Annotated in this window: 18 protein-coding genes; 8 read left to right on the plus strand and 10 right to left on the minus strand. The window is 48.1% G+C overall.

From position 1 onward, the window contains the following. Window positions 1-116: 116 nt before the first annotated feature. Both KU855_RS03280 and KU855_RS03285 read right to left on the minus strand, forming a co-directional pair. The gene (locus KU855_RS03280) at window positions 117-1,364 is read right to left on the minus strand and encodes a NupC/NupG family nucleoside CNT transporter (protein WP_218528923.1); all 1,248 of its coding nucleotides are present in this window, start codon (window positions 1,362-1,364) and stop codon (window positions 117-119) included. Between the two features lie 9 nt (window positions 1,365-1,373). After that, complete coding sequence (locus tag KU855_RS03285; protein ID WP_218528924.1) at window positions 1,374-1,934, minus strand: NAD(P)H-dependent oxidoreductase; 561 nt, start codon at window positions 1,932-1,934, stop codon at window positions 1,374-1,376. Between the two features lie 465 nt (window positions 1,935-2,399). Here KU855_RS03285 and KU855_RS03290 point away from each other — a divergent pair, with 465 nt between their 5' ends. Next, window positions 2,400-3,425, plus strand: coding sequence for a GTP-binding protein (locus KU855_RS03290; protein WP_218528925.1), 1,026 nt, complete (start codon window positions 2,400-2,402; stop codon window positions 3,423-3,425). Between the two features lie 62 nt (window positions 3,426-3,487). On the opposite strand, the gene KU855_RS03295 is transcribed toward KU855_RS03290, so the two are convergent. From KU855_RS03295 to KU855_RS03305, 3 genes are all read right to left on the minus strand, one after another. After that, window positions 3,488-4,966 carry an amino acid permease gene (locus KU855_RS03295; protein ID WP_218528926.1) on the minus strand — a complete coding sequence of 493 codons (1,479 nt, stop codon included), beginning with the start codon at window positions 4,964-4,966 and terminating at the stop codon, window positions 3,488-3,490. 82 nt (window positions 4,967-5,048) lie between these two features. Further along, the gene (locus KU855_RS03300) at window positions 5,049-6,425 is read right to left on the minus strand and encodes a glutamate decarboxylase (protein ID WP_218528927.1); all 1,377 of its coding nucleotides are present in this window, start codon (window positions 6,423-6,425) and stop codon (window positions 5,049-5,051) included. Window positions 6,426-6,575: 150 nt separating this feature from the next. Further along, complete coding sequence (locus KU855_RS03305; RefSeq protein WP_256260854.1) at window positions 6,576-7,535, minus strand: lysine exporter LysO family protein; 960 nt, start codon at window positions 7,533-7,535, stop codon at window positions 6,576-6,578. 140 nt (window positions 7,536-7,675) lie between these two features. Here KU855_RS03305 and KU855_RS03310 point away from each other — a divergent pair, with 140 nt between their 5' ends. The 3 genes from KU855_RS03310 (at window position 7,676) to KU855_RS03320 (ending at window position 10,081) form a co-directional block, all read left to right on the plus strand. Then, window positions 7,676-7,852, plus strand: a complete 177-nt coding sequence (locus KU855_RS03310; protein WP_218528928.1) for a helix-turn-helix domain-containing protein — start codon at window positions 7,676-7,678, stop codon at window positions 7,850-7,852. 175 nt (window positions 7,853-8,027) lie between these two features. Further along, window positions 8,028-9,392, plus strand: coding sequence for a DUF5666 domain-containing protein (locus tag KU855_RS03315; RefSeq protein ID WP_218528929.1), 1,365 nt, complete (start codon window positions 8,028-8,030; stop codon window positions 9,390-9,392). A gap of 206 nt (window positions 9,393-9,598) precedes the next feature. Further along, complete coding sequence (locus KU855_RS03320) at window positions 9,599-10,081, plus strand: NifB/NifX family molybdenum-iron cluster-binding protein (protein WP_218528930.1); 483 nt, start codon at window positions 9,599-9,601, stop codon at window positions 10,079-10,081. A gap of 50 nt (window positions 10,082-10,131) precedes the next feature. Here the strand turns inward: KU855_RS03320 and cydC are convergent, their stop codons facing one another. Together cydC and cydD are read right to left on the minus strand one after the other, a co-directional pair. Further along, on the minus strand, window positions 10,132-11,865 hold the full coding sequence (gene cydC, locus KU855_RS03325) for a cysteine/glutathione ABC transporter ATP-binding protein/permease CydC (RefSeq protein ID WP_218528931.1): 1,734 nt from the start codon (window positions 11,863-11,865) through the stop codon (window positions 10,132-10,134). Next, window positions 11,865-13,673, minus strand: coding sequence for a cysteine/glutathione ABC transporter permease/ATP-binding protein CydD (gene cydD, locus KU855_RS03330; protein ID WP_218528932.1), 1,809 nt, complete (start codon window positions 13,671-13,673; stop codon window positions 11,865-11,867). The genes cydC and cydD overlap by 1 nt, the downstream gene beginning before the upstream one ends. A gap of 312 nt (window positions 13,674-13,985) precedes the next feature. Here cydD and KU855_RS03335 point away from each other — a divergent pair, with 312 nt between their 5' ends. Beyond that, on the plus strand, window positions 13,986-15,458 hold the full coding sequence (locus KU855_RS03335; RefSeq protein WP_218528933.1) for a DEAD/DEAH box helicase: 1,473 nt from the start codon (window positions 13,986-13,988) through the stop codon (window positions 15,456-15,458). A gap of 81 nt (window positions 15,459-15,539) precedes the next feature. Here the strand turns inward: KU855_RS03335 and dbpA are convergent, their stop codons facing one another. The 3 genes from dbpA to KU855_RS03350 all read right to left on the minus strand — a co-directional run bounded on the left by dbpA (window position 15,540) and on the right by KU855_RS03350 (window position 18,814). Beyond that, on the minus strand, window positions 15,540-16,943 hold the full coding sequence (dbpA, locus tag KU855_RS03340) for an ATP-dependent RNA helicase DbpA (protein WP_256260855.1): 1,404 nt from the start codon (window positions 16,941-16,943) through the stop codon (window positions 15,540-15,542). A gap of 173 nt (window positions 16,944-17,116) precedes the next feature. After that, the gene (locus KU855_RS03345) at window positions 17,117-18,112 is read right to left on the minus strand and encodes an endonuclease/exonuclease/phosphatase family protein (RefSeq protein ID WP_218528935.1); all 996 of its coding nucleotides are present in this window, start codon (window positions 18,110-18,112) and stop codon (window positions 17,117-17,119) included. Between the two features lie 30 nt (window positions 18,113-18,142). After that, window positions 18,143-18,814: a nitroreductase family protein gene (locus KU855_RS03350; protein ID WP_218528936.1), complete on the minus strand. Its 672-nt coding sequence runs from the start codon at window positions 18,812-18,814 to the stop codon at window positions 18,143-18,145. A 400-nt stretch (window positions 18,815-19,214) separates the two neighbouring features. On the opposite strand from KU855_RS03350, the gene codB reads away from it, so the two are divergent. The 3 genes from codB (at window position 19,215) to kch (ending at window position 23,148) form a co-directional block, all read left to right on the plus strand. After that, on the plus strand, window positions 19,215-20,486 hold the full coding sequence (gene codB / locus KU855_RS03355; RefSeq protein ID WP_218528937.1) for a cytosine permease: 1,272 nt from the start codon (window positions 19,215-19,217) through the stop codon (window positions 20,484-20,486). Continuing rightward, on the plus strand, window positions 20,483-21,763 hold the full coding sequence (locus tag KU855_RS03360; RefSeq protein WP_218528938.1) for a cytosine deaminase: 1,281 nt from the start codon (window positions 20,483-20,485) through the stop codon (window positions 21,761-21,763). The genes codB and KU855_RS03360 overlap by 4 nt, the downstream gene beginning before the upstream one ends. A 170-nt stretch (window positions 21,764-21,933) precedes the next feature. Next, window positions 21,934-23,148, plus strand: a complete 1,215-nt coding sequence (gene kch / locus KU855_RS03365; RefSeq protein ID WP_256260856.1) for a voltage-gated potassium channel protein — start codon at window positions 21,934-21,936, stop codon at window positions 23,146-23,148. Window positions 23,149-23,258: the final 110 nt, after the last annotated feature.

Here is a 23,258-nt window from a genome sequence, read left to right on the forward strand (position 1 = left end):
GCTAAGTGACTCACAGATAAGTGACTCGCAGATAACAAAGAACCCAAGCTAGCTTGGGTTCTTTTGCCTCCACTCTTTAACAGCTAACGCACCGCTAGCCGCCAGTGACTGGCACCTTAGAAAGAGACAAATATACCGACCACAGTCGCCGACAATAAGTTAGCTAACGTAGCGGCTAATAACACCTTCATGCCCACGTCAGCAATGTAACCTGACTTGTTTGGGATCATCGTCCCCATGGCCGCCACGACCATAGAAACTGAACCAATGTTGGCAAAACCACACAGGGCGACGGTCATAATGGCCACCGACTTAGGCGACATCGCTTCACCTGTCGTGGCAATCACAGCTTCACCGCTGATATAAGGAGCAAAACCGGCATAGGCAACAAATTCATTTAACACCAGCTTTTGCGCAATAAAGGCACCGGCTACTGTGGCTTCTGACCAAGGCACCCCGATTAACCACGCCACTGGCGCAAAAGCATAACCTAAGATCAGCTCTAAAGTCAGACTCGGAAAACCAATATAAGCGCCAATACCGCCCAACATGCCGTTTACCATCGCCATCAAGCCGATACAGGCGATTAAGATGGCACCCACAACAACCGCAATCCGTAAGCCATTAATGGCCCCTTTGGCAATGGCATCGATAAAGTTAGTCGGCTTTTCATCATCAGGTAGCTCAGGCACATTATTCACGGGCTGCTCGGTCTCAGGCACCATTAACTTGGCAAATAACAAGCCTGCTGGCGCACTCATAAAGCAAGCCATAACCAAGTATTTCACTTCAACGCCCATGCCCGCAAGCCCGGCTAAAATAGAGCCTGCAATCGATGCTAAACCACCCACCATGATGGCGAAAATCTCTGACTTGGTCAGGTGTGGATGCCAAGGTTTTACAAATAAAGGCGACTCGGTCTGACCACAAACCGTGTTAGCAATAGCATTCATCGACTCCGCTTTAGACGAGCCAATGGCTTTTTGGAGGCCACCCCCTAAAATGCGAACGAAAAACTGCATAATACCTAAGTAATGTAGCAAGCTGACCAAGGCCGCGGTAAAGATAATCGCGGGCAATACTTGAAAGGCGAACACAAAGCCCAAGTTTTCCACTTGGAATGTCACCAAATTACCAAAGACAAATGAAATACCTTGCGCCGCGTATCCCAATACACTCGACACACCATTTGAAATAGCTAATAACACTTCACTACCAAACTCGGTCGCTAATACAAATCCCGCAATAACGATTTGAATAACTAATGCGCCAGCCACTGTGCGCCAATTAATACTGGCTTTAGCGTTTGAGCATAAATACGCCACGAGCAATAAAACGGCGACACCTAATAATGATTGCAACATTTCAGAACCTTATATTTTATTTTTATATTGACGAATAGTTTGTAACAACTGTTGGGCATGTTGCTGCGATAATTGCATTACTCGCTCTACATCCCCACCTTCGGCTGGTGTCGAATTCATTTCAAAAGTCACGACAGTATCAACAATAGCCATTTGCGCCGCATGCACAGGATGCATCGCCGCGGCTAAATATTTATCCAGCTCAAAAAAATTAAAACCATCAGGGCCGTAGGAGGCGGCGGTCGCACCGCAGGTTATCGAGAGGATCAGCGGTTTATCTTTCAGTTTGCTGCCCGCTGGGCCGAAGGCGAAACCATAACTAAACACCTGATCAAACCATAGTTTCATTAACGCCGGGTAAGTTGACCAATAAAGTGGAAACTGCAGCACGACCAGCTCGGCCGACATTAATGCTTGCTGCTCAGCATCCACATCAATGCCATAGCTAGGATAAAGCTCGTCCAAACAGCGGCATGTGAGGGTTGGCTCGGCCTGCAATAATCGAATAATTTCCGCATTAGCTACGGATTGTTTTAAATCGGGATGACCCGACAGCAATAGTATTGACACAGCAACTCCAAAGAGACATCAGCGGTCAGCAAATAACACGATAACTTATGGTTGGAATAAATAAATCCAGACTGAAAGTGAGCAACAAATAACGCGCAATTTTTATACTCACCTAGCCATAGTAATCATTTTATTGAATAAATTTGAAGGCGTTTAATCAGGTATATCCTAAGGATAATTGCAACCAATTAGCCTTATAGCCCGCACTTGAACGACCAAAATAATATTGCATGTGATTATTTAATTCTGCATAACAAAAATATGACTATGTCAGTCAGCTCACACTAATTCACCCCCAAATGAGTACAACTGGAATAAACGTCGATATTTTAGTCAGCACTCCGCAAATATCTCTGTTATCTATGCCATGAGGTCCAGTTAATACTCACGCAAGCAATGGATGACAGCCAATAACATAAATCATGTTATTATTTTTCAACTTCTTGGGGCAGATTCGAGATAAGCATGATCGTAACAGCGGTGGCGGTAAACCTGATCACAGGTTTGTTGGGGGCAGGGAAAACCAGCCTAATTAAAGAGTTATTGGCACATAAGCCGCCGCACGAGCGCTGGGCGGTGTTAGTCAATGAGTTTGGTCAAGTCGGCTTAGATGCCGCGCTCTTGCCCCAAGTCAATCAGGTGCAGATCAAGCAAGTCGCTGGCGGCTGCATGTGCTGTGCCAGTGGTGTGCCCACCCATATTGCCATCAATCAAATTTTACAGCAGGCTCGCCCCCATCGTTTGTTGATAGAACCCTCAGGCTTGGGTCATCCACGCCAAATCCTTAAATTACTGCAATCAGAGCATTTTGCCCAAGTACTCAAGCTGCAAACTAGCCTGTGTGTCATCGATGCTCGAAAGCTCAAGGATGAGCGCTATCGCCAGCTCCCCAATCTTCAAGAGCAGCTCCATTTGAGCGATATAATTATTGCCAGTAAAGCCGATTGCTATGCTGATAACGAGCTGGCGACGCTTACAAGCTTTACTCGCAAGCTCGGCATTCAATCCCCCATCGTGGCCCATGGCCGCCAGCAATCCATCGCGGCGCAACTCATCCCAAAACTCAATCAAGCCTCAGGTCAATCAACCGCAGCCGAACAAGCCCCAAGGCCATTAAGCGTCATGGCGTTAGCTCAGCAAACACTTGGGCGCGACGATAACCAAGCGCCCGCTATTGCCTATGACCACTTAGGGATCTGCCACCATCAACAGCACCTCGCTGGGCATTACAGTGCGGGCTGGGTATTTGATTTGCGCTGGCAATTTGATTTGCGCCGTCTATTAACTGTGATCAACAGCATTCACGGCATCCGTCTCAAAGCAGTATTTATTACCCCAGATGGCATTGCTGCCTTTAACCGTGTCGATGATGACTTAACCATCACTGAACTCGATGACGCCTTAGACTCACGTATCGAAGTCATTAGTCAGCAAGCCATCGACATCGCTAGCATTAAGCAAGCACTCCAAGAGTGTCGAAGCCCCAATTAATGGCGCCCTTAAGACAAAAAACGCCAGCGAAGCTGGCGTTGTTTCTCAGAGCATCACCTTGATTAATCGCCCGTTTTCTCCGCGGGATCATCATCCAACATCCGCACGCCTGCGGGCAGTGGATTTTTACTACGCATCCAGTGATATATCACAAATGGAATAAACAAAGTCACCACAAAACTGATGACCAATATGGTCATATATTCCGATGCCGCCGCGCCCCCACCGAGCTGCGCTGGCGGCACAAAAGAAATCGCCAACGCAACAATAGAGATAATTAAGCCCGCAAACGCCACCCCCAGTTTCACCGGTTTGCCCCCTGGGATTTCAAAGGCGCGCTTTAGGGAACTATCACTGATGACCACCTTAATATAGGCGAGGAAGAAAATGATGTAGCCGACCACATAAATCACCACAGTCAATGAAATCGCGGTAAAGAATGAGACATTGGCTCCGCCGCCACCAAAGGTCAGTACCGCAGCCCAAATGGTCACGATAGCGCCTTGCAATAACAGAAAGTTCACCGGTACACCTTGGCTATTTGTCGCCGACAACCCTTTGGGTAACAACCCTTTTTTACCCGCTTCTAGCATCCCCCACGAAGGACCGACGACCCAAGCGGATACCTCAGCCACCACCCCTAAAGCAATTAACACGGCAATCACTCTGACCGCCCAATCCATGCCATGAGTAAAGTAATTAAACAGTCCTTCAAAGCCTTGTACTACGCCGATAGATAAGCCCAATTGCTTTTCAGGAACCACGGCACCAATGGCAACCCCACCGATGGTATTGAGCACAATGGCCAGTACAACCAACATGATTATGGCAATGGGGTAGTCACGTTTGACATTACTCATTTCATTGGCATGGGTCGCCGACGCTTCGATGCCAGCATAAGCCAGAATAAATGACACAAACACCACTAAGGTATTGAGCTGGGTAAAGTCTGGGATCACCGCGTCCATGGTGATAGGCATATCGCTGATGCCGCCGGTGGCAAAAAAGGCAATCGATAAGCCAAATAAGATACAAGCGGGGATCAAGATCCCGAAAATAAAACCAATTTTAGATATCATTGCCGTGTACTGAGTACCGGCAAACTGCGACAAGGTTAATCCCCAAAAGATCACCATGACCCCAATAAACTTAATGGTGTTGTTATCATTGAGCGCTGCCCAATCAAACACATAGGATAAGGCCCCTAAAATAAAGTAAATCATGGTGACGAAGCCAACGGTGATTTGGAACCATTGGAAGAAAATATTGGCAAAGCCCCATTTCTCCCCCAATGCATGCCCAGACCAAGTGAAGACCCCGCCGCGATCCCAGCCCTCAACAGTGGCCATTTCTGCCGCACATAAGGCCACAGGTAAAAACCAAAATACCCCAGCAATCACTAAGTAGAACACCAATGATATACCTGATGACGCAAAGGTCGGGTACTCGTAAACCGTCATTACCATGGTGGCGGTTAACGCAAAAAAACCAAATAAACTGAGGTGACGCACCGAACCCGGTGGATTGACTAAATGTCTCATGGCTATTTCCTTCTAACCTGTCGCCAACAGTAGAGTTTAGATGTTGGCGACAGTGGTTGACATCATTCCTAACTCATCAAACTCAACTGTGATTGAAGCTTTGAGTTGCGCCGGAATTAACTTGAGGATATTGCGTAAAGTGACTGACGGCAGCCTTAATGTCTTCCAGTAACAGGGCCGCCATATCTCGACTGACACCATGCCGGATCATAATGCGCTGGATCACTGTGTCATGACGATGACTTGGCAACGGATAAGAAGCAATTTGCCAACCGCGCATCCGCACACGATCAGAAAGATCGTAGAGGCTAAAGCCATGGTCGCCAGCTTTAAGGGTGTAGCTCAATGCCGGTAAGCCACCACGTCCATCGTAAAAGAGTTCAAAGGGGCCAATTTTAGCAATTTCATCGGCCAACCATTGAGCGGTATCCATACAAGCTTCTTGAATGCCTTTATAACCGGCAAAGCCTAACCGCATAAAGTTGTAATATTGAGCCACGATTTGTCCGCCAGGACGCGAGAAATTGAGGGCAAAGGTCGGCATATTGCCGCCGAGATAGTCGACATTAAAGATCAAGCCTTCGGGTAACTCTTCCTTAGCGCGCCAAATAACCCAACCCACTCCCAGTGGCGATAAGCCATATTTATGACCTGAGGTATTGATGGATTTCACCCGTTCAATCCGAAAATCCCACTTGAGATCGGGTTGCACAAACGGCGCAATAAAACCACCAGAGGCAGCATCCACATGAATGGGAATATCCCAACCAAACTTGGCCTCAATCGCGTCGAGGACTTTAGCGACTTGCTCAACCGGCTCATATACACAGGTAAAGGTCACACCCAAGGTGGGCACCACGCCGATGGTGTTTTCGTCAACATAGTCTTTAATTTTATCAGGATTCATGCACACCTCGTCACCATCGAGTGGGATCTCGCGTAGTTCCACATCAAAATAACGAGCAAACTTATGCCAACACACTTGCACGGGACCACAGACTAAATTGGGCTTACTGGTATCCAGCCCTTTGGCCTCACGCAAGGCGCGCCAGCGCCATTTCATGGCCAAGCCCCCAAGCATCGCCGCCTCGGAAGATCCTGTGGTAGAACACCCTAAGGTTGTTTCAGCTTGTGGACTATTCCACAGCGCAGCCAGAATATGTACGCATCGGGATTCCATTTCAGCCGTTTGGGGATATTCATCTTTATCTATCATGTTTTTATCGACACATAAATCCATGATTTCATGGACCTGTTCTTCCATCCATGTCGAACAAAATGTGGCGAGATTTTGCCGAGAATTACCATCCATCAGCAATTCATCTTTGATCATTTGCGCAATAACTTGCGGCGGGTGACTGTCGGCAGGCAACTGAAATTTAGGTAATACGGTTTCAGTCAGGGGATCTTGATAAATATCTTCGGCATGTTCCGATTGACGCTGACTATGCAAGCCCATTTGAACTCTCCTTGGTTAAATGACCTCCTTAAGATAGACCAAACCTAGCTGCATAACAGTTTATGAAATGAATTTAATTGCAAGGATATTGCAACAATACCCAGCAACCAATTTGAAAAATTGAGCGAATTTTGTCGCTGAGTTAACTAGTTAAAGTGTCATAAAGAACACCACTAAAACCGGCACCGCCATACTCAAAATAAAACCACTGACGATGGCAACGGGGACAAACTGATTGCCGCCAGCTTGCTGGATCACCGGCAAGGTAAAGTCCATGGCCGTCGCGCCAGCATAACCTATGGTGGTGTGCGGGTAACGACTGATTAACGCTGGGATCAATAAAATTGCGACTAACTCACGTAATAATTCGTTGAGGAATGCGGCGGTGCCTATCACCGGCCCCAAGTAATCACTGACTAAAATCCCGGTTAATGAATACCAACCAAAGCCTGATGCCAAGGCCAACCCCTGATTCCAGCTAAAACCTAATAGCCAGGCCGCCAACATCCCCCCAGGAAATGCTGACAACATCACCACCAAGGCCAGTACCATCGCCTTAGGATTAACGATGATTTGCTTTAAGGACATCCCTGAATTGCGTAAACCGATGCCAATTAACAGCAGCAGTAATAACAAGATAAATTCACTGCCAGCATCCACCCAAAACAGGCCCGTTGGCACCAGAGCGACCACAACTAACCCTACCGCTAAACCTGCCAATACCGACCCAATTAATTTGCCCGAGTCGGTTAACATATGCCGCAGTGGCAATGGCACTCTCTGAGCCTTCACTGTGGGACGCCATAAGCTATCTAACAAAGGTAAGGCCAACAAGTTGGTGGCACTGATACACACAAACAAGGTTCCGGCGATGGTCAAAATTTGGGTAAGATTTTGCCCCAGCTGATCTAACTTAGCTAAACTCATGCCCATTAAAAACAAGATCACTACCACTAAGTGACCACAGCTTTGATTAATCCGCTCGAGCCACAGGGCTTGCTTGATAACAAACATATAGCCCATCAATAAGGGAATTAATACAAACAATAAACCTGATAACATACCTTTGCCTTCACGTAACCAATGCGCCACTTTACCGAGTGTTATCAAACAAGTAAAACCTTACGCATGCAATTAATGCGCTTGGCAATTTACCCCTTGGATCTTTGACTATACTTTGCTCAGGCCTGACATTTTTTTAGCGATTAACGTCAGGTCATTAGCCCAAGGATCACAGAGGAAATGGAATCATGAGTGACAAACTACTGACATTGGATGAAGTGTGTAAAATTTTGGATAAATCCCCCACCACCATAAAACGCTACGCTCGTGAGAATTTACTCAGCAGTGTCGAAGAAGGCGATGACATTCGCTTTCCTGAAGCCGAAGTGATGCGTTATTTAGACTTTGCAAAACGCTTAGGCTAGTTCAATTTTTTGACACTTTCGTGCCCGCCATTGCGGGCACACCTCCTTAGCAGCAACACATGTATCAAACAGTTACAGCAACCTTACAATTGGATTAACTCAGCTTCATTTGCTAGAAAAAACACCTAATACAGAGTATTATTGCGGCAATTTTAGCAACCTAAGAGCATCCCCCATGAAGCGCAGTATCTTCATTTTACCTTTAATCGCTGGTTTATCAGCCTGTGGTGGTTCCGATAGTGGTAGTGATAACGGTGGTAATCCAACCCCGCCGCCAACACCTACCCCGCTGGCTAAAGTCATCTCTGGCGAACTGACCGCGAAAAATGGCAACCTGCTAACCATTAATCAACAAACCGTCGATGTGAGCAGTGCCAGCGTGAACCCAGTTCCAAGCCGCACTCAGCCACAGCTAAACCTTGCCGACTTAAGAGTCGGTATGCAATTAACCGTGACCACCGACGGCAACATTGCCGACGCCATCATTTTTGATAGCCTGATGACAGCCCCTGTCACGAGCATAGATAGCGACAACAACCTGATGGTTGCAGGCATGAAAGTGTTAACTAACAATGCCAAACTTGAGGGTGTGACCTCCATTAGCCAACTGGCCGATAAATTTGTCGAGATCAGCGGTTATGCTGTGGATGGTAAAACCATCCAAGCGACCTTTATTGAACTGGAAGATGATACGACTCAAACTGAGCTCGAAGGTGTGGTCACCCAACTGGATACGGTTAATAACACCTTTATGTTGAACCAAGTCAAAGTCTCAGGGGTATTACCTCAAGGCATCAAACTGGGTGACTGGGTAGAAGTTGAAGGTGAATTAACCGACACCAATGGGGTATTTAGCCTCAGCGCCACCGACATTGAAATCGACAATCCAAGTTTCGATGACTTGCTAGACAATGATGATGATTTAGAAGTCGAAGGCATTATCAGCTGGATCAGCCCAAAGATGGATCACTTAGTGATCAATCAAAATCAATCGGTCGCTATTTTAACTAATACCCAATTCGATGATGGTACTAAAGCCGATCTTAAAGTGGGGGCCAATATCGAAGTTGAAGGCACTTGGGACTTAGGTGCGGCCAACATCAAAGCCAGCAAGATTGAATTTGACGATAACGATAGCATTCCAGAATCAGAGATAGAGAATATTGAATTTGAAGTGCCAGGTAAGCCAGTATTAAGTGCCGCCAAAAACACCATCACTATGAATGGCATTACCTTTTTGGCCACACCTTACACTGAATTTGATGATGTCCAATCAAACCAGTTAAACGGTCAAACTTGGGTTGAAATGTCAGGTTATGAGCAAAATGGCCAACATATTGTGCTGGAAGTTGAGCTTAGTGAACAAGATTCTCAAATCGAAATCGAAGGCGTGGTATTGAACGCTAATGGTACCCCTTCAATCTTCGGCTATAGCGCTAGCGATGATAGCTTAAATGGCTATGTGGGTCAGCGCGTTGAAGTTGAATGTACCTTAGGTGCTAACAATGAAATCTCTAGTTGTACCAAAGACAACGACTAAGCACTGATTGTCATGCTTGATGTTATAAAGGCTGCTATGCAGCCTTTTTCTTTTTCAGTCAGCGCATTTATGGAGATTAACCCTAAAGTGCGAAGGCAGGCACAGACCTTAAGGGTGGGATTGGGCACACTAAGCGCCTTATTGACTATCCCTTTTTAGCGCGGCAACGGAGTCAAGCGCTTGCCCTGCTATTTACCGAGGTAATTATGCTAGCAATTCCCATCAGTCGCGATCATATGGCCAGCCACTTTACCAAGGCTAAAACCATTGCCCTGTACGATAGCCATGGTGCCATCAGCCAGTTTGATAATCCGGCCATCGATCCTAACGCGAAAAGCGGCTGCGCCGCCAAAAAAGCCATGTTGAACCTCATTAAGCGTCAAGGGGCAAAGGCCATCATAGTGCAGAATATTGGTGAGCGGATGCTCGGCAAATTACTCAGTGCGGGTATTGCGGTGTATCAAGGAGATTATCGCCAAGGGATCGACCAACTGCGGGCACAGTTTGCAGCAGGTCAACTGCCCTTGATGGATATCAGTCAGGCGCGAGTATCCCTTAATCATGCCAAAAAAGGCGGCTGTGGTGGCGGTTGTGGCTGCTCAGGTCACGATAAGGCGCCAAGCTTACTCACCGCCCCAGAAATGGCCCCAGAAAGCCTGAGATTCAACCACTTCAAAAGCATCAACTAAAACCTATGAGGCTGGTAAGCCAGCCTCACTTGATCCCCGTTATCCCGCGGCTAAATCCGTTGATATAGGCTTTGATAATAAGCATTGGTAGCTAACAGGTGGCGGTGATCGCCACTGGCCGTAATGACACCATTATCGAGCAAATGAATGTCATCCATGAAATTCATCGCCGTCAAACGATGACTGATCATTAACACGGTTTTGTCTTTGGCAAAATCAAATAACAAGGCCAGAATTTCTCGCTCAGTGCGTTTATCCAAGCCCTCAGTCGGCTCATCCAATAATAATAAGGGAGCATCACGCAATAGCAGCCTAGCAATACCAATCCGGCGGCGCTCCCCTCCAGACAATTGACGGCCACCATCCCCGAGCCATTGCCCTAGCGGGTTATCGCCTTGAGTGAGTACCCGCAGGCCAACGCGCTCTAAGACCGCCAATAGCTTAGCATCACTGATCGTTTGATCGGGTAATAGCGCCATTTTAAGGTTATCGCGCAAACTGGCGCTGAGTAAAACCACCCGCTGACTCATCACCGACATACCCGAGCGCAAACTCAACTCTTGAAAATCAGCAATGGCAGTGCCATCAATCTTGATGTCACCACTCTCAGGCAGCCAATCGCGAGTTAACAATGCCAGTAAACTCGATTTACCCGAGCCCGTTTGCCCAAGTAATGCCACCTTAGTGCCGGCCTTAACGTCGAGATCAATGCCATTGAGCACTGGGACGTCGGCGCGATAACCAAACCTTAACTGCGAAATACTGATCTTGCCGTGACTGATAGTCGCGGCGCTTGCACCAAAGCTCACATTCGACGTTTGCGAGGTTAATTCATCTAAACGCTGCGCGGCTAACACGCAAGAAGATAAATGCTGAAACGCCCCCGCCAACGGCATCAACATTTCTAAGCAGGCCATGGCCGCAAACACCATTAACGCAAACATAGGTCCTGGGGGCACATGCTCTCCCACCCCCTTTGCAGCCAATACCAGCATCAATAGAATGACAGCGCCGCTGGCGACCACTAAGGCCGCTTGACTTAAGGCGGTCACCTTGGCCATCTGGTGTTGGCTGAGTAATAATGCCTGCTCAGCATTATCGAGTTGGGCGCGATAACGCCTATCCGCTCCAAATAAAGTCAATTCCGCTTGGCCTTGAATAAACTCAACCAGCTTAATCCGATATTGACGCTTGGTATTCACCAGCGCGCGACCATGATCTTTACCCAACCAATAAAACAGCGCCGGCAATACGCACCATGCCAGCAATAAGGCCGCCACCAAGATCTTGGCTAAACCGGCATCAAACCATGATAAAAACCCATATAAACAAGCCATCATAATCAGCGCCGCGACCACAGGGGTCAGCAAGCGCAAATAGAGATGATCTAAGGTATCAATATCCGCCACTAAGCGGTTGAGCATATCCCCTTGGCGTAGGCCTTTGAGGTTGGCCGCGCTTAATGGCATGATTTTTTGCCACACATGCACCCTCAATTCCGTCAAAAGTCGAAAGGTCGCCTCATGGGTCACTAAACGCTCACCATAACGACTGGCGGTGCGAGTGATGGATAAAAACCTCACCCCCCCCGCGGGGGTAAAAAAGTTAAATGCTTGCGCCGTCGCGACGGTTAAGCCCGCCACCGCCGTGGCCGATAAAAACCAGCCGGATAACGACAACAAGCCAAAACCTGTGGCCAAGGTAGTCACACTCAGCAAGATCCCAAGGCTCATGAACAGGGCTTGACGGGAAAATAATTTCACTAGCGGCAATAACACTCGCATTAGCTGTGCTCCTGATGATCACCCATCGATGAAGGAAACAAGGGTCTTGGCTGGGCACTCATGACGCCATCATCTTCAAGCTCACTTAACATGTCTTTAAATACGCCGGGGGTATGTGCTAACTGCTCAAACGAGCCTTGCTGCACCAATAAGCCTTGATCCAAGACTAAGATGGTCGGTTGCTGTTGCAGTAAATCTAATCTGTGGGTCACCAATAAACAGCCCTGATGCGCCGTTGCCTTAGTTAAGGCCTTGATCACTTGTTGTTCACTGTGAAAATCTAAACTGGCCGTGGGTTCGTCGAGCAAATACAAGCGCGGCGACAAGGCCAACGCCCGAGCCAAGGCTAGGCGCTGCGCCTGCCCCACCGAGATCCCGCCACTATGCTCATCGATTTCTTCGGTTAACCTATCCTGAAACTCAGCGATATGCGCCGCTGCCAATAATGAGCGGCAGTCATCATCACTTAACTCAGGCATTCCCATGGCCACATTGTCACGCACTGAACCAAAAAACAGTTGTGGCTCTTGGCCTAACCATGCCACCTGTTGGCGCCAGTGCGACATATCTAAGTGCTTCAGCTCCACCCCATTGACAGTCAATTGACCTTTGTAGGGCAAAAATCCAAGTAATGCGTTAATTAATGTGCTTTTGCCGGCGCCACTGGGGCCAACTATGGTTAAGGTTTGCTCGGGCGTCAACTCAAAACTAATGGGGCCTAGCAGCACTTGATCATCATGACTCATTACCATTAACTTATGGGCGCGAATGGTCAGCGCCCCTTGGATTTTTGCATCACCATGGCTAAGATTTTCATCATGGGATAACAAGGTTAACACTGACTCCGCCGCACCGACCGCTTGCGCTTTGGCATGATAATGCGTACCCATATCTCGTAAGGGTTGATAAAATTCAGGCGCAAGGATCAGCACAAATAAGCCCACAAATAAACTTAAAGGTTCACCGTAATGCCCAAAATTTAAGTGACCTAAATAGCTGAAGCCAAAATACACTGCCAACACCGCAATCGACACCGCCGCGAAAAACTCTAAGACCGCCGAGCTTAAAAAGGCCAGTTTAAGCACCGACATGGTGCGGCTGCGAAACTCTTCACTGGCAGAGGATATTTGACCGAGCTCAGCCTGACCACGGTAAAACAGCTTGAGAGTACTTAACGCACTGAGCCTATCCATAAAATGGCCACTTAAGCGGGACAATGCCTGAAAGTTTTTGCGATTCGCTTCAGCCGCGCCCCACCCCACCAAGATCATAAACAGCGGGATCAAAGGCGCGGTTAACAGCAAAATCGCTCCCGCGGCCCAGTTCAATGGAAACACCACCAGTAATATGATCACCGGGATCATTGCCGCTAGGCTCATTTGCGGTAAATAGCGCGCATAAAAATCTTGTAAGTCTTCAACTTGTTCGAGCACCATGCTGGCCCAACTGCCGGCGGGGCGCCCTTTGATATACGCTGGGCCCAAACGCGCCAATTTATCGAGCACCGCGGCTCGCATGGTTTGGCGTAAACGCATCCCCGCCATAAATCCCAAACGCTCACGCCCATAGGCTAAGGCGGCGCGCGCGATAAATAACCCCACTAAGGCAAGGTATTGCGCCACAAACGCCGAGGCGCTGTCACCCGCCATGATCACCCCTTGCAGCACGTCGGCTAACAAATATGCTTGAGCCACCAAGGCCAAGCCATTGGCTACCCCCAATAGCACAGTTAACTGCACATACCGACCACAGGCCTTTTGCTGCTGTTTGAGCCATTTAATCAGTTGTTGTTCCCGCGACTTATCCATGACTTATGTATTACCACTATGACCGCTTGCTTCTAGGCAGTCAGTATCGCAGGCCACAAGGCAGAGATAAACCAAGATGCTGACTTTTGTTAGCCGACTCACATAAATTGATTTAGATCAATTAGCGGCCGTTAACCTCCACTGTTAGCGCGGTTTCATGGCCGCAAACCATGCCCGTATTGTTTATTTGATAGCCATTGTGCTCAAGATCAGGTAAGCTGCCCGACCTTCAGGCGCCATTGTGTGACTTAATGTGTGCCAGCCGTATTTGGCGTATGCGCTTTTTGGCAATACGCAACAAGAGATTAATGCATGAGCTTTGCCTCCCTGGGTCTGTCGGCCCCGATTTTAAAAGCGGTAGCGAAACAAGGTTACCAAACTCCTTCCCCCATCCAAGCACAAGCCATTCCAGCAGTATTGACTGGACGCGATATTATGGCTGCAGCCCAAACCGGTACGGGCAAGACCGCAGGTTTTACCCTGCCGATGTTACAATTATTAAGTCGTGGCGAGCGTGCTCGCGGCGTCAGTATTCGTGCCTTAGTGCTCACTCCTACGCGTGAGTTAGCGGCACAAGTCAGCGAAAACGTCAGCCAATATAGCGCCCATTTACCCTTAAAAAGCACCGTGGTTTTTGGTGGCGTCTCCATCAATCCGCAAATTGCTGAATTACGCCGCGGGATGGATGTGCTGGTAGCAACACCTGGTCGTTTGCTGGATCTGCACCAACAAGGCGCGGTGAAGTTCGACAAGCTCGAAATTCTGGTATTAGACGAAGCCGATCGCATGCTGGATATGGGTTTTATTCACGATATCCGCCGCATCTTAAAAGTGCTGCCACCTAAGCGTCAGAACCTGATGTTTTCGGCGACCTTTAGCGATGACATTCGTGCCCTAGCCAAAGGGTTAGTGAACGATCCTGTTGAGATTTCAGTCACCCCAAGAAACAGCACTGCCACCACAGTGACTCAGTGGATCACCACTGTCGACAAGAGCCGTAAGTCGGCGTTACTCACTGAGCTGTTCGAGCTGTATGACTGGAACCAAGTGCTGGTGTTTTCACGCACCAAACACGGGGCCAACCGCTTGGCACGCTATTTAGATGAGCGCGGCATTTCAGCGGCTGCCATTCATGGCAACAAGAGCCAAAATGCCCGCACGCAAGCCTTAGCAGATTTTAAAGCTGGTAAGGTAAAAGCCTTAGTTGCCACCGATATTGCCGCCCGCGGCTTAGATATCGAGCAACTTCCTCAAGTGGTGAATTTTGATTTACCTCAAGTGGCCGAAGATTATGTGCATCGCATTGGCCGTACTGGCCGCGCAGGTGCCACAGGCCAAGCCGTATCTTTGGTGAGCAGTGAAGAAACCAAGATGCTGCGGGATATTGAAAAGCTGATCCGTCAAACCTTAAACCGTAAAGTGTTTGATGGCTATGAGCCGTCACAAGCGGTACCGGATAGCCCGACCAGCCCAAGCCCAGCGAAAAAGCCGGCACAAAATCGCAACCGTGGCGCGGCGAAGCCAAAAACCGCCGGTGCAGGCCAGCGTGCTCGCCAAGTAAACCCCAAAGCCGCCAACAAGAGTGGAACCAACCAAGGCCATGGGGCGCGCACCGGTCAGTCACGCAGCCAAGCTAAGCCGAGTGGCGAAAACTCAAGCCCTTACGCTAACAGCAAACCCTCACGTCAAGCCGGTGCCGACAAGCATCAGGACAAGGGCAGCAAGCCTGTCGCCAAAGGTAACAAGGGCAATTATCAAGGCCAGAGACGCAGTCATTCGGCTTAACCGAATCGCCTAACTCGCCATGACATCATAAAAAAACGCCGCTAACTCAGTTAGCGGCGTTTTTATTGGCGCGTGGTCGCGCTAGCGATTTTGCATTAAGGTCGCGCGGAAGTTTTTACCTTTAAGCTTTCCTTTTGCCAAGATGGCCAAGGCTTTACGAGCCAAAGGACGCTTAACCGCCACGAAGCTGCGAATATCTGTGATCATGATTTTACCGATATCATCGCCACTGAGTTGCTTATCAGCCGTTAAGGCACCCAGCACATCCCCAGGTCTTAGCTTGTCTTTCTTGCCACCGTCGATGAGTAAGGTGATCATAGCCGGCTCGGCTGGCGCACGGCTTAACACGCTCTCGCTTGGCAAGTGATCATATTGAATACTGATGTCCAAGGTTTCTTCTAACAAGGCAATTTTGTAATCGTCATTGCTGCGGCAAAAGCTGAATGCTTTACCTTGCGCGCCGGCGCGTCCGGTACGACCAATGCGGTGCACATGCAATTCTGGCTCATGAGCCAATTCATAGTTAACGACCACATCCAAGTTATCGATATCTAAGCCACGAGCGGCCACATCGGTTGCCACCAGCACATTGATACTCTTATTCGCAAATTGCACTAAGGTCCGATCGCGATCGCGCTGATCTAAATCACCATTGAGGGATAAGGCGCTAAATCCCCAATTTTGCAGACTGTCTGCCACTTGTTGGCATTCACTCTTAGTATTACAAAAAACGACCGCTGATTGCGGCTGCTCAGCCAACAGTATTAAGCGCAAGGCATCTAAGCGATCGCTGCGCTCTAACTGATAAAAATGCTGAGCAATCGCCAGATTATCGTGGCCACCGGCCACTTCGACCATTTCAGGTTGGGTCATAAAACGCGCCGCCATGGCGTTAATTTTTTCAGGATACGTCGCACTAAACAGCAAGGTTTGGCGATAATGAGGCGTGCTGTCGACAATGGCTTGCAGCGGCTTTTCAAAGCCCATCTCTAACATACGATCGGCTTCATCGAGCACCAAGGTCGTCAGGTGGCTTAAATCTAAACGGCCCCGCTCTAAGTGATCTAATACTCGACCAGGCGTACCAACAATAATATGGGCGCCGTGCTCTAATGAACCAATTTGCGGGCCGACTGCCATACCGCCACACAAGGTCAGTACTTTGATATTATGGATACCACGAGCGAGATTTCTGATCTCTTGCGCCACCTGATCGGCCAACTCACGGGTGGGACACAAAACCAAGGTTTGGATCCGAAAACGCTTCACATCCAATTTATTCAGCAGACATAAACCAAAGGCAGCAGTCTTGCCACTTCCTGTTTTAGCTTTTGCGATCAAATCTTTGCCATTTAATGTCAGTGGCAAGGATGCGGCTTGAATGGGCGTCATTTGGGTATAACCTAAGGTCGTTAGGTTAGTCAGCAGCTCGGTACGCAAAGGCAAGCTAGCAAATAGACTGGTTTCAGAAACTGGTGCGGTCAAGGGTAAACCTCTAGCCCGAAGGCGAGTAATAAAGACAAAAACGGCGCCGACTAGGCGCCGCACATGGCGACAATCATAGCAAATTGCCACTGTCTCAGCCATGAATAACTGGGGGAGATCAGCGCTAGACTTTCAAATAATTCCCATCAGCAACCGCAAGACGGTTACGCAAGCTAACGGCGTAATTGCACGCTAACCATCACCGCGGCGTGATCGGTACTGTGGCTATCTAAAGCATAATCTGGGCGTAATAAATGGCGGTCAAATACTTCATAGCCTTCAACGCAGGCTAATTGCAACGAATAATGCGGCGCAAAGTCTTGGCTCAATAACACATAATCGAGCACCCGCCCTTGGCCACCATAATAATGGGTCGGTATGGGCGCTAAACTCTGGCCAGTTTCTTGTTGATATAGTTGGAAACTATCGTGCAATTGTAATGAGATTGTCGCCGGATTGGCCGCGGACAAATCCCCTGTCATCGGGGTTAACAGTCCCGCTAATAAATCGCTAGACAGCGCATCATTAAAATCCCCCATTACCAGCATAGGCAAACCATAGCGCCGATAGCGCTCGGCTAAAGCACCATGCAACAAACTGGCTTCACCGAGACGCTGCAAGGCCGACGCGCCGTGAGAATAATCGCTGTTAATGGCGCCGGTAGCCGTGGCATTCAATTGTGGCCGTTTCGATTTAAAATGGATTACATAACAATCGCAATGACCGAGACCGGCAATATCAACCTCGACCCATAACGGCTGACGACTAAATTCAAAATCTGGACTCACCCCGAGCTGCTGTCTGGCATCGGCACTGATGTTAATTGTGCCCAGCTCGATAATGGGATAACGGCTCGCCAGCGCTGTAACCGGTTGGTGGTAAATGTAGGCGTCTAATAATTGGGGTTCATCAATCACGGCAAAGTATTCATAACCGGCTTCAGCCATGAGCTGGCGCAACTCGGCGACACTAAAGACCTCTTGAAACCCGACGATATCCGGTTGATGTAAGGCTAAATAGTCACTAATCCAACGACACTTTTGCTGCCATTGCGATGCCGAATAGATATTAAACTGCTCGTAATAAGCCAACGGGGGCGCGATAAAATTCAATAAATTGATGGTGGCAATCCGAATGCCTTTGTCGCCCCTCAGCTGTGGTTGCATCATTTTCTCTTTGGGTTGTTTGCGCTGATTTACTTATAAAAAACTGACTAACTGTTCAATCGGTTTCTTATACTTAGCGTGCTCAGGCACCGTGGCATCAGCCCGCGGGTAGCCGGCCACAATAAGTATATAGGGTCGTTCATTGTCGGCATCCCGCCCACAAATGTCAGTTAAAAAACTCATGGGCTTGGGGGTGTGGGTTAAGGTGGCTAACCCCGCATGATGCAGAGCCTGAATTAAAAAGCCAGTCGCAATCCCTACCGACTCATGGACATAATAATTTTGGGTATGACCATCTTCATGCTGACCGCCGCGTTTTTGGCTAAACACGGCAATTAACCAAGGGGCTTCACTCAAATAAGGTTTACTGGCATTGGTGCCCAAGGGCTTGAGTGCCGACAACCATTCTTCGCCACCTCGGCCCTCGTAAAAGGCACTTTCAATGGCCTCGGCTTGGGCGCGGATCTGCAATTTAATCTCGTCACTCTCAATAGCAACAAAGTGCCACGGTTGATGGTTAGCGCCATTAGGTGCCGTGCCCGCTGCTAATAAACATTGCTCAATAATGGCTCTATCTACCGGTCGAGAGCTAAATTGACGAATGGAATGACGCCGTTTTACCTCGTGGTAATTAGCCTCGGCGCGACTGAGCATGTCTTGAGGAGAGTATTCAATAAAGTCCGTTAATGCTTGATGTTCATTCATGCTCACTCCGAGTCGATGGTAATTTTTTCAGCCGTTATCCTCCAGACTAAGCTAAGCCAGCAGCAACATCAATATTCGCCGCCGCTGGGATCAGCGTCAATGCAACAGCGAGGGGCATAGCGACGACACATCCAAAAAACACCCTTATTTTCAGGTAATAAGCCAAAAAAACATCCACAAACAGCAACAATGAAATGCCAGATGCTATAAATGCCTACACACCACTAAAGTTGAGTGCTTTTTAGGGTTATTTAAAAAGCATTAAATACAGTAACTTAAAAAGTACATATGGACTTATAGCACATCAATTAAGTTTTTAGTTGACCGGCGCCAATAAATCAATAAAATGCGCGCAATTTGCCTAAAATGTGTGATAACAAAAAAAATATGAGGTGGGAAAATGAGCAATGATAATAATTTTAGTTTGGGCCAGGTTCCGCTCTCTGCACGCCAAAGCACGCTGTCGTTAACTATGGTGATGTTAGGCCTGACTTTTTTCTCCGCAAGCATGTGGACCGGCGGGACGTTAGGTACCGGTCTTAATTTGAATGATTTTCTTCTCGCCGTGATCATCGGCAATCTAATCTTAGGTATCTACACTTCCTGTTTAGGCTATATTGGCGCCTCCACTGGCTTATCCACACACTTACTCGCTCGTTACTCTTTTGGAGAAAAAGGCTCGTGGTTACCCTCACTGCTGCTGGGAGGAACCCAAGTCGGTTGGTTTGGCGTAGGCGTGGCCATGTTTGCTATTCCCGTGCATAAAGCCACGGGCATTGATACCCAAGTATTGATCTTAGTCTCCGGCGTGTTAATGACAGCCACGGTTTATTTCGGCATTAAGGCATTAATGGTGTTATCCGCCATCGCCGTGCCAGCCATCGCTTTACTCGGCGGTTATAGCGTGATTGAAGCCATTGCTAGCATTGGCGGTATCTCGGCACTGCAACAATTAACTCCGGATGCGCCCATGAGCCTGACCTTAGCCATTGCCATGGTGGTCGGGTCGTTTATTTCTGCCGGCACCTTAACGGCGGATTTTGTTCGTTTTGGACGTCACGCGAAAACAGCAGTTGTGGTCACTATGGTGGCCTTTTTTTTAGGCAACACCTTAATGTTTATCTTTGGTGCGGCAGGGGCTGCTGCGACTGGCCAAGCCGATATTTCAGAGGTGATGATAGCCCAAGGGTTACTGATCCCAGCCATCATAGTGCTTGGGCTTAATATTTGGACGACCAACGATAACGCTCTTTATGCATCAGGCTTAGGCTTTGCCAACATCACAGGGCTACCAAGCAAATACTTATCGGTTATCAATGGTGTCATCGGTACCTTATGTGCGCTGTGGCTGTATAATAACTTCGTCGGTTGGCTCACCTTTTTATCGGCAGCCATCCCACCTATCGGCGGCATTCTGATTGCCGACTTTATTAAAAATCGCCAGAAATACACTGATATTGCTAGCACCTTACACCAACAAACCATGGTAAATTGGTCTGCAATTATTGGGGTTGCCATCGGCGTAGCTGCGGGCCATTTATTGCCCGGCATCGTGCCACTTAATGCCGTATTAGCTGGTGCCGGCAGTTACTTATTACTCGATACCTTGAGCTGCCGTTTGCGCCAATTGCCGACGCAAGCCAACCAAGATAAATGTCAGGAAAATTCATGAATAACACCTTACTCATTACCAATGTCACCCTGCGAGGTCAGTCTGGTCTTAAGCAAATTGTCATTGAAAATGGTCGCTTCAGTGCCATTTATGATGGCGATGCAACTGTCGATATTGACGCGACCGTGCTCGATGGTGAGGGCGGCATGGCGATGGCGCCTTTTTGTGAGCCACACATCCACTTAGATACCACCCAAACGGCTGGCGAACCTAACTGGAATATTTCAGGCACGTTATTTGAAGGGATTGAGCGTTGGGCCGAGCGTAAAGCCCTATTATCTATCGAAGACGTCAAGGCGCGCGCCAAGCAAACCTTGTCTTGGCAGATTGCTAATGGGATCCAGCATGTACGCACCCATGTCGATGTTTCTGATCCCAGCTTAACGGCGTTGCGCGCCATGCTGGAAGTGAAAGCCGAGATGAAGGAGCTCATCGAGCTGCAAATCGTTGCCTTTCCTCAAGAAGGTATCTTGTCTTACCCCAATGGTAAGGCCTTGATGGAAGAAGCCTTAATTCTGGGTGCCGATGTCATTGGCGCGATCCCTCATTTTGAATTCACCCGCGAATATGGCATTGAATCTCTGCACTATATTTTTGAATTAGCGCAAAAATATGACCGCCTAATCGATGTCCATTGTGATGAAATCGATGATGAGCAATCCCGATTTATCGAAACCTTGGCCGCTTTAGCCCATCAATATCACATGGGCCACAAAGTCACCGCCAGCCACACCACGGCGATGCATTCTTATAATGGCGCATATGCGTCTCGCTTATTCCGCTTGCTCAAGATTTCTGGCATTAGTTTTGTGGCTAACCCGTTGGTGAATATCCACTTGCAAGGCCGCTTTGATGATTACCCGAAACGACGCGGTGTCACCCGTGTCAAAGAGATGCTGGCCAGCAATATCAATGTCTGTCTTGGTCATGATGATGTGTTTGACCCTTGGTATCCGCTGGGCACCGCTAATATGCTGCAAGTACTGCATATGGGGCTGCATGTATGTCAAATCATGGGTTATGAGCAACTCGATACGTCCTTAGATTTAATTAGCAGCCATAGCGCCAAAGCGTTGGCCTTGGGCGAACAATATGGGATTGAACTGGGCCGCCCAGGCAACTTAATCATTCTACCAGCCGACAGTGATTTTGATGCCCTACGTCGTCAAGTCCCGGTGCGTTACTCTGTTCGTGGCGGCAAAGTTATCGCCAGCACCGAACCGGCGGTCAGTCGCATCTATCATCAGGGAGAGCAAGTGATCGATTTTCGCCGATAAACCAGCCTAAATATCTCATCATCCTCAATGGTATCCGATGGATACGAGAGGATGATGAGTTCACTAACACACAGATTAATTATCGGTAGTAAAGTTAAGCTCTTAGGATTTTTATCCTATACTGGCATCAAATCCTTTTGCACCCAATGCCGTTGAAGCACTTTAAGCATTTGTTCAAAAAAATCATCAATCTGTGGGTATCTGTCCGCCATAACTTGGTAGCTATTGCTGTGCTACTCAATGGCTTACTGATTTTTAAAACCGTTTATGGCATGTCTGGCAATGTCTTTGAACTCTTTCATATCTCCAATTTCTCCGAAGCTAATATCGCCTCGCTCACCAATGCCCCTTGGTTTATGCTGGGGGTATTTTTAGTCATCAACTCCATTGGCTTAGTCTTCCGAGCTCGCATCGCTTGGGTCATGAGCCTAGCCTTGCTTGTCACCACCTTACTCTTTACGTGGCACTTCTTGCCGGATCAACAACACAGCATCAACCTGTGTATTGCAAGCTTGCTATTTCTCATCTTACTGCGCAAAGACTTCAATCGTAGTAGTGTCACGGCTGGCGGGATTTTCTCGCTGATAACCTTCGTGATTTTAGTGGCGTATGCCACCTATGGTAGCTTGTATTTCGGTGATGGTTTCAAGCCAAAAATCGACAACATCATGACGGCTTTTTATTTCTCGATGGTCACCATGACAACGGTAGGTTACGGCGATATATTGCCCGTCAGCGAAGCTGCTCGCATCTTCACTATTTCGGTGATTATTGCCGGCATTACCGTATTTGCCACCTCGGTCACCACCATTTTTGGACCGCTCATTCGTGGCGGCCTTAATAAACTGGTTAAAGGAAACAAAATACCCATGAAACGCGAAGATCACTTTATTGTGTGCGGTACCTCGATGATGGCCATGAATACCATCAACCAACTACATCAACGTGGACTCGATGTCACCATCATTACCAATCGTCCAGAAGATGAGTTTCCCTTGATAGAACAAAGCCTCGATGGCAAGTTTGACATCATTTCCGGTGACAGTAGCGACAGTTCGGTATTAAAAAAAGCGGGCATAGAAAACTGTCGCGCCATATTGGCTTTGGCAGAAAACGATGCTGACAACGCCTTTATCTTATTGTCTGCTCGCGATATTAGCGCCGACGTCAAGACAGTCGTTATCGTCAATGACAGCAAAAATATAAATAAAATCAAAATGGTACAGCCAGATATTATTTTATCGCCTCAATTATTTGGCAGTGAAGTCTTGGCGCGCATGCTCAATGGCGAGGAGATAGATAATAAGGTGTTAATCTCGATGTTACTCAACTCTGGTCACGGTATTTTTGATAAAAAAGACTCCGCCGAGCCGAGCCCTCATTAGTTTGGCCAGGCAATGACTCAGCCAAAGCAACCTCTACTGAGGTCGCACACCTAAGGATTGACCATGACGCCAACTTGCTAACACGATATGATAGCCAGCATAATTTCTGC

This window comes from Shewanella sp. NIFS-20-20 (assembly GCF_019209865.1).
Taxonomy (GTDB): domain Bacteria; phylum Pseudomonadota; class Gammaproteobacteria; order Enterobacterales; family Shewanellaceae; genus Shewanella.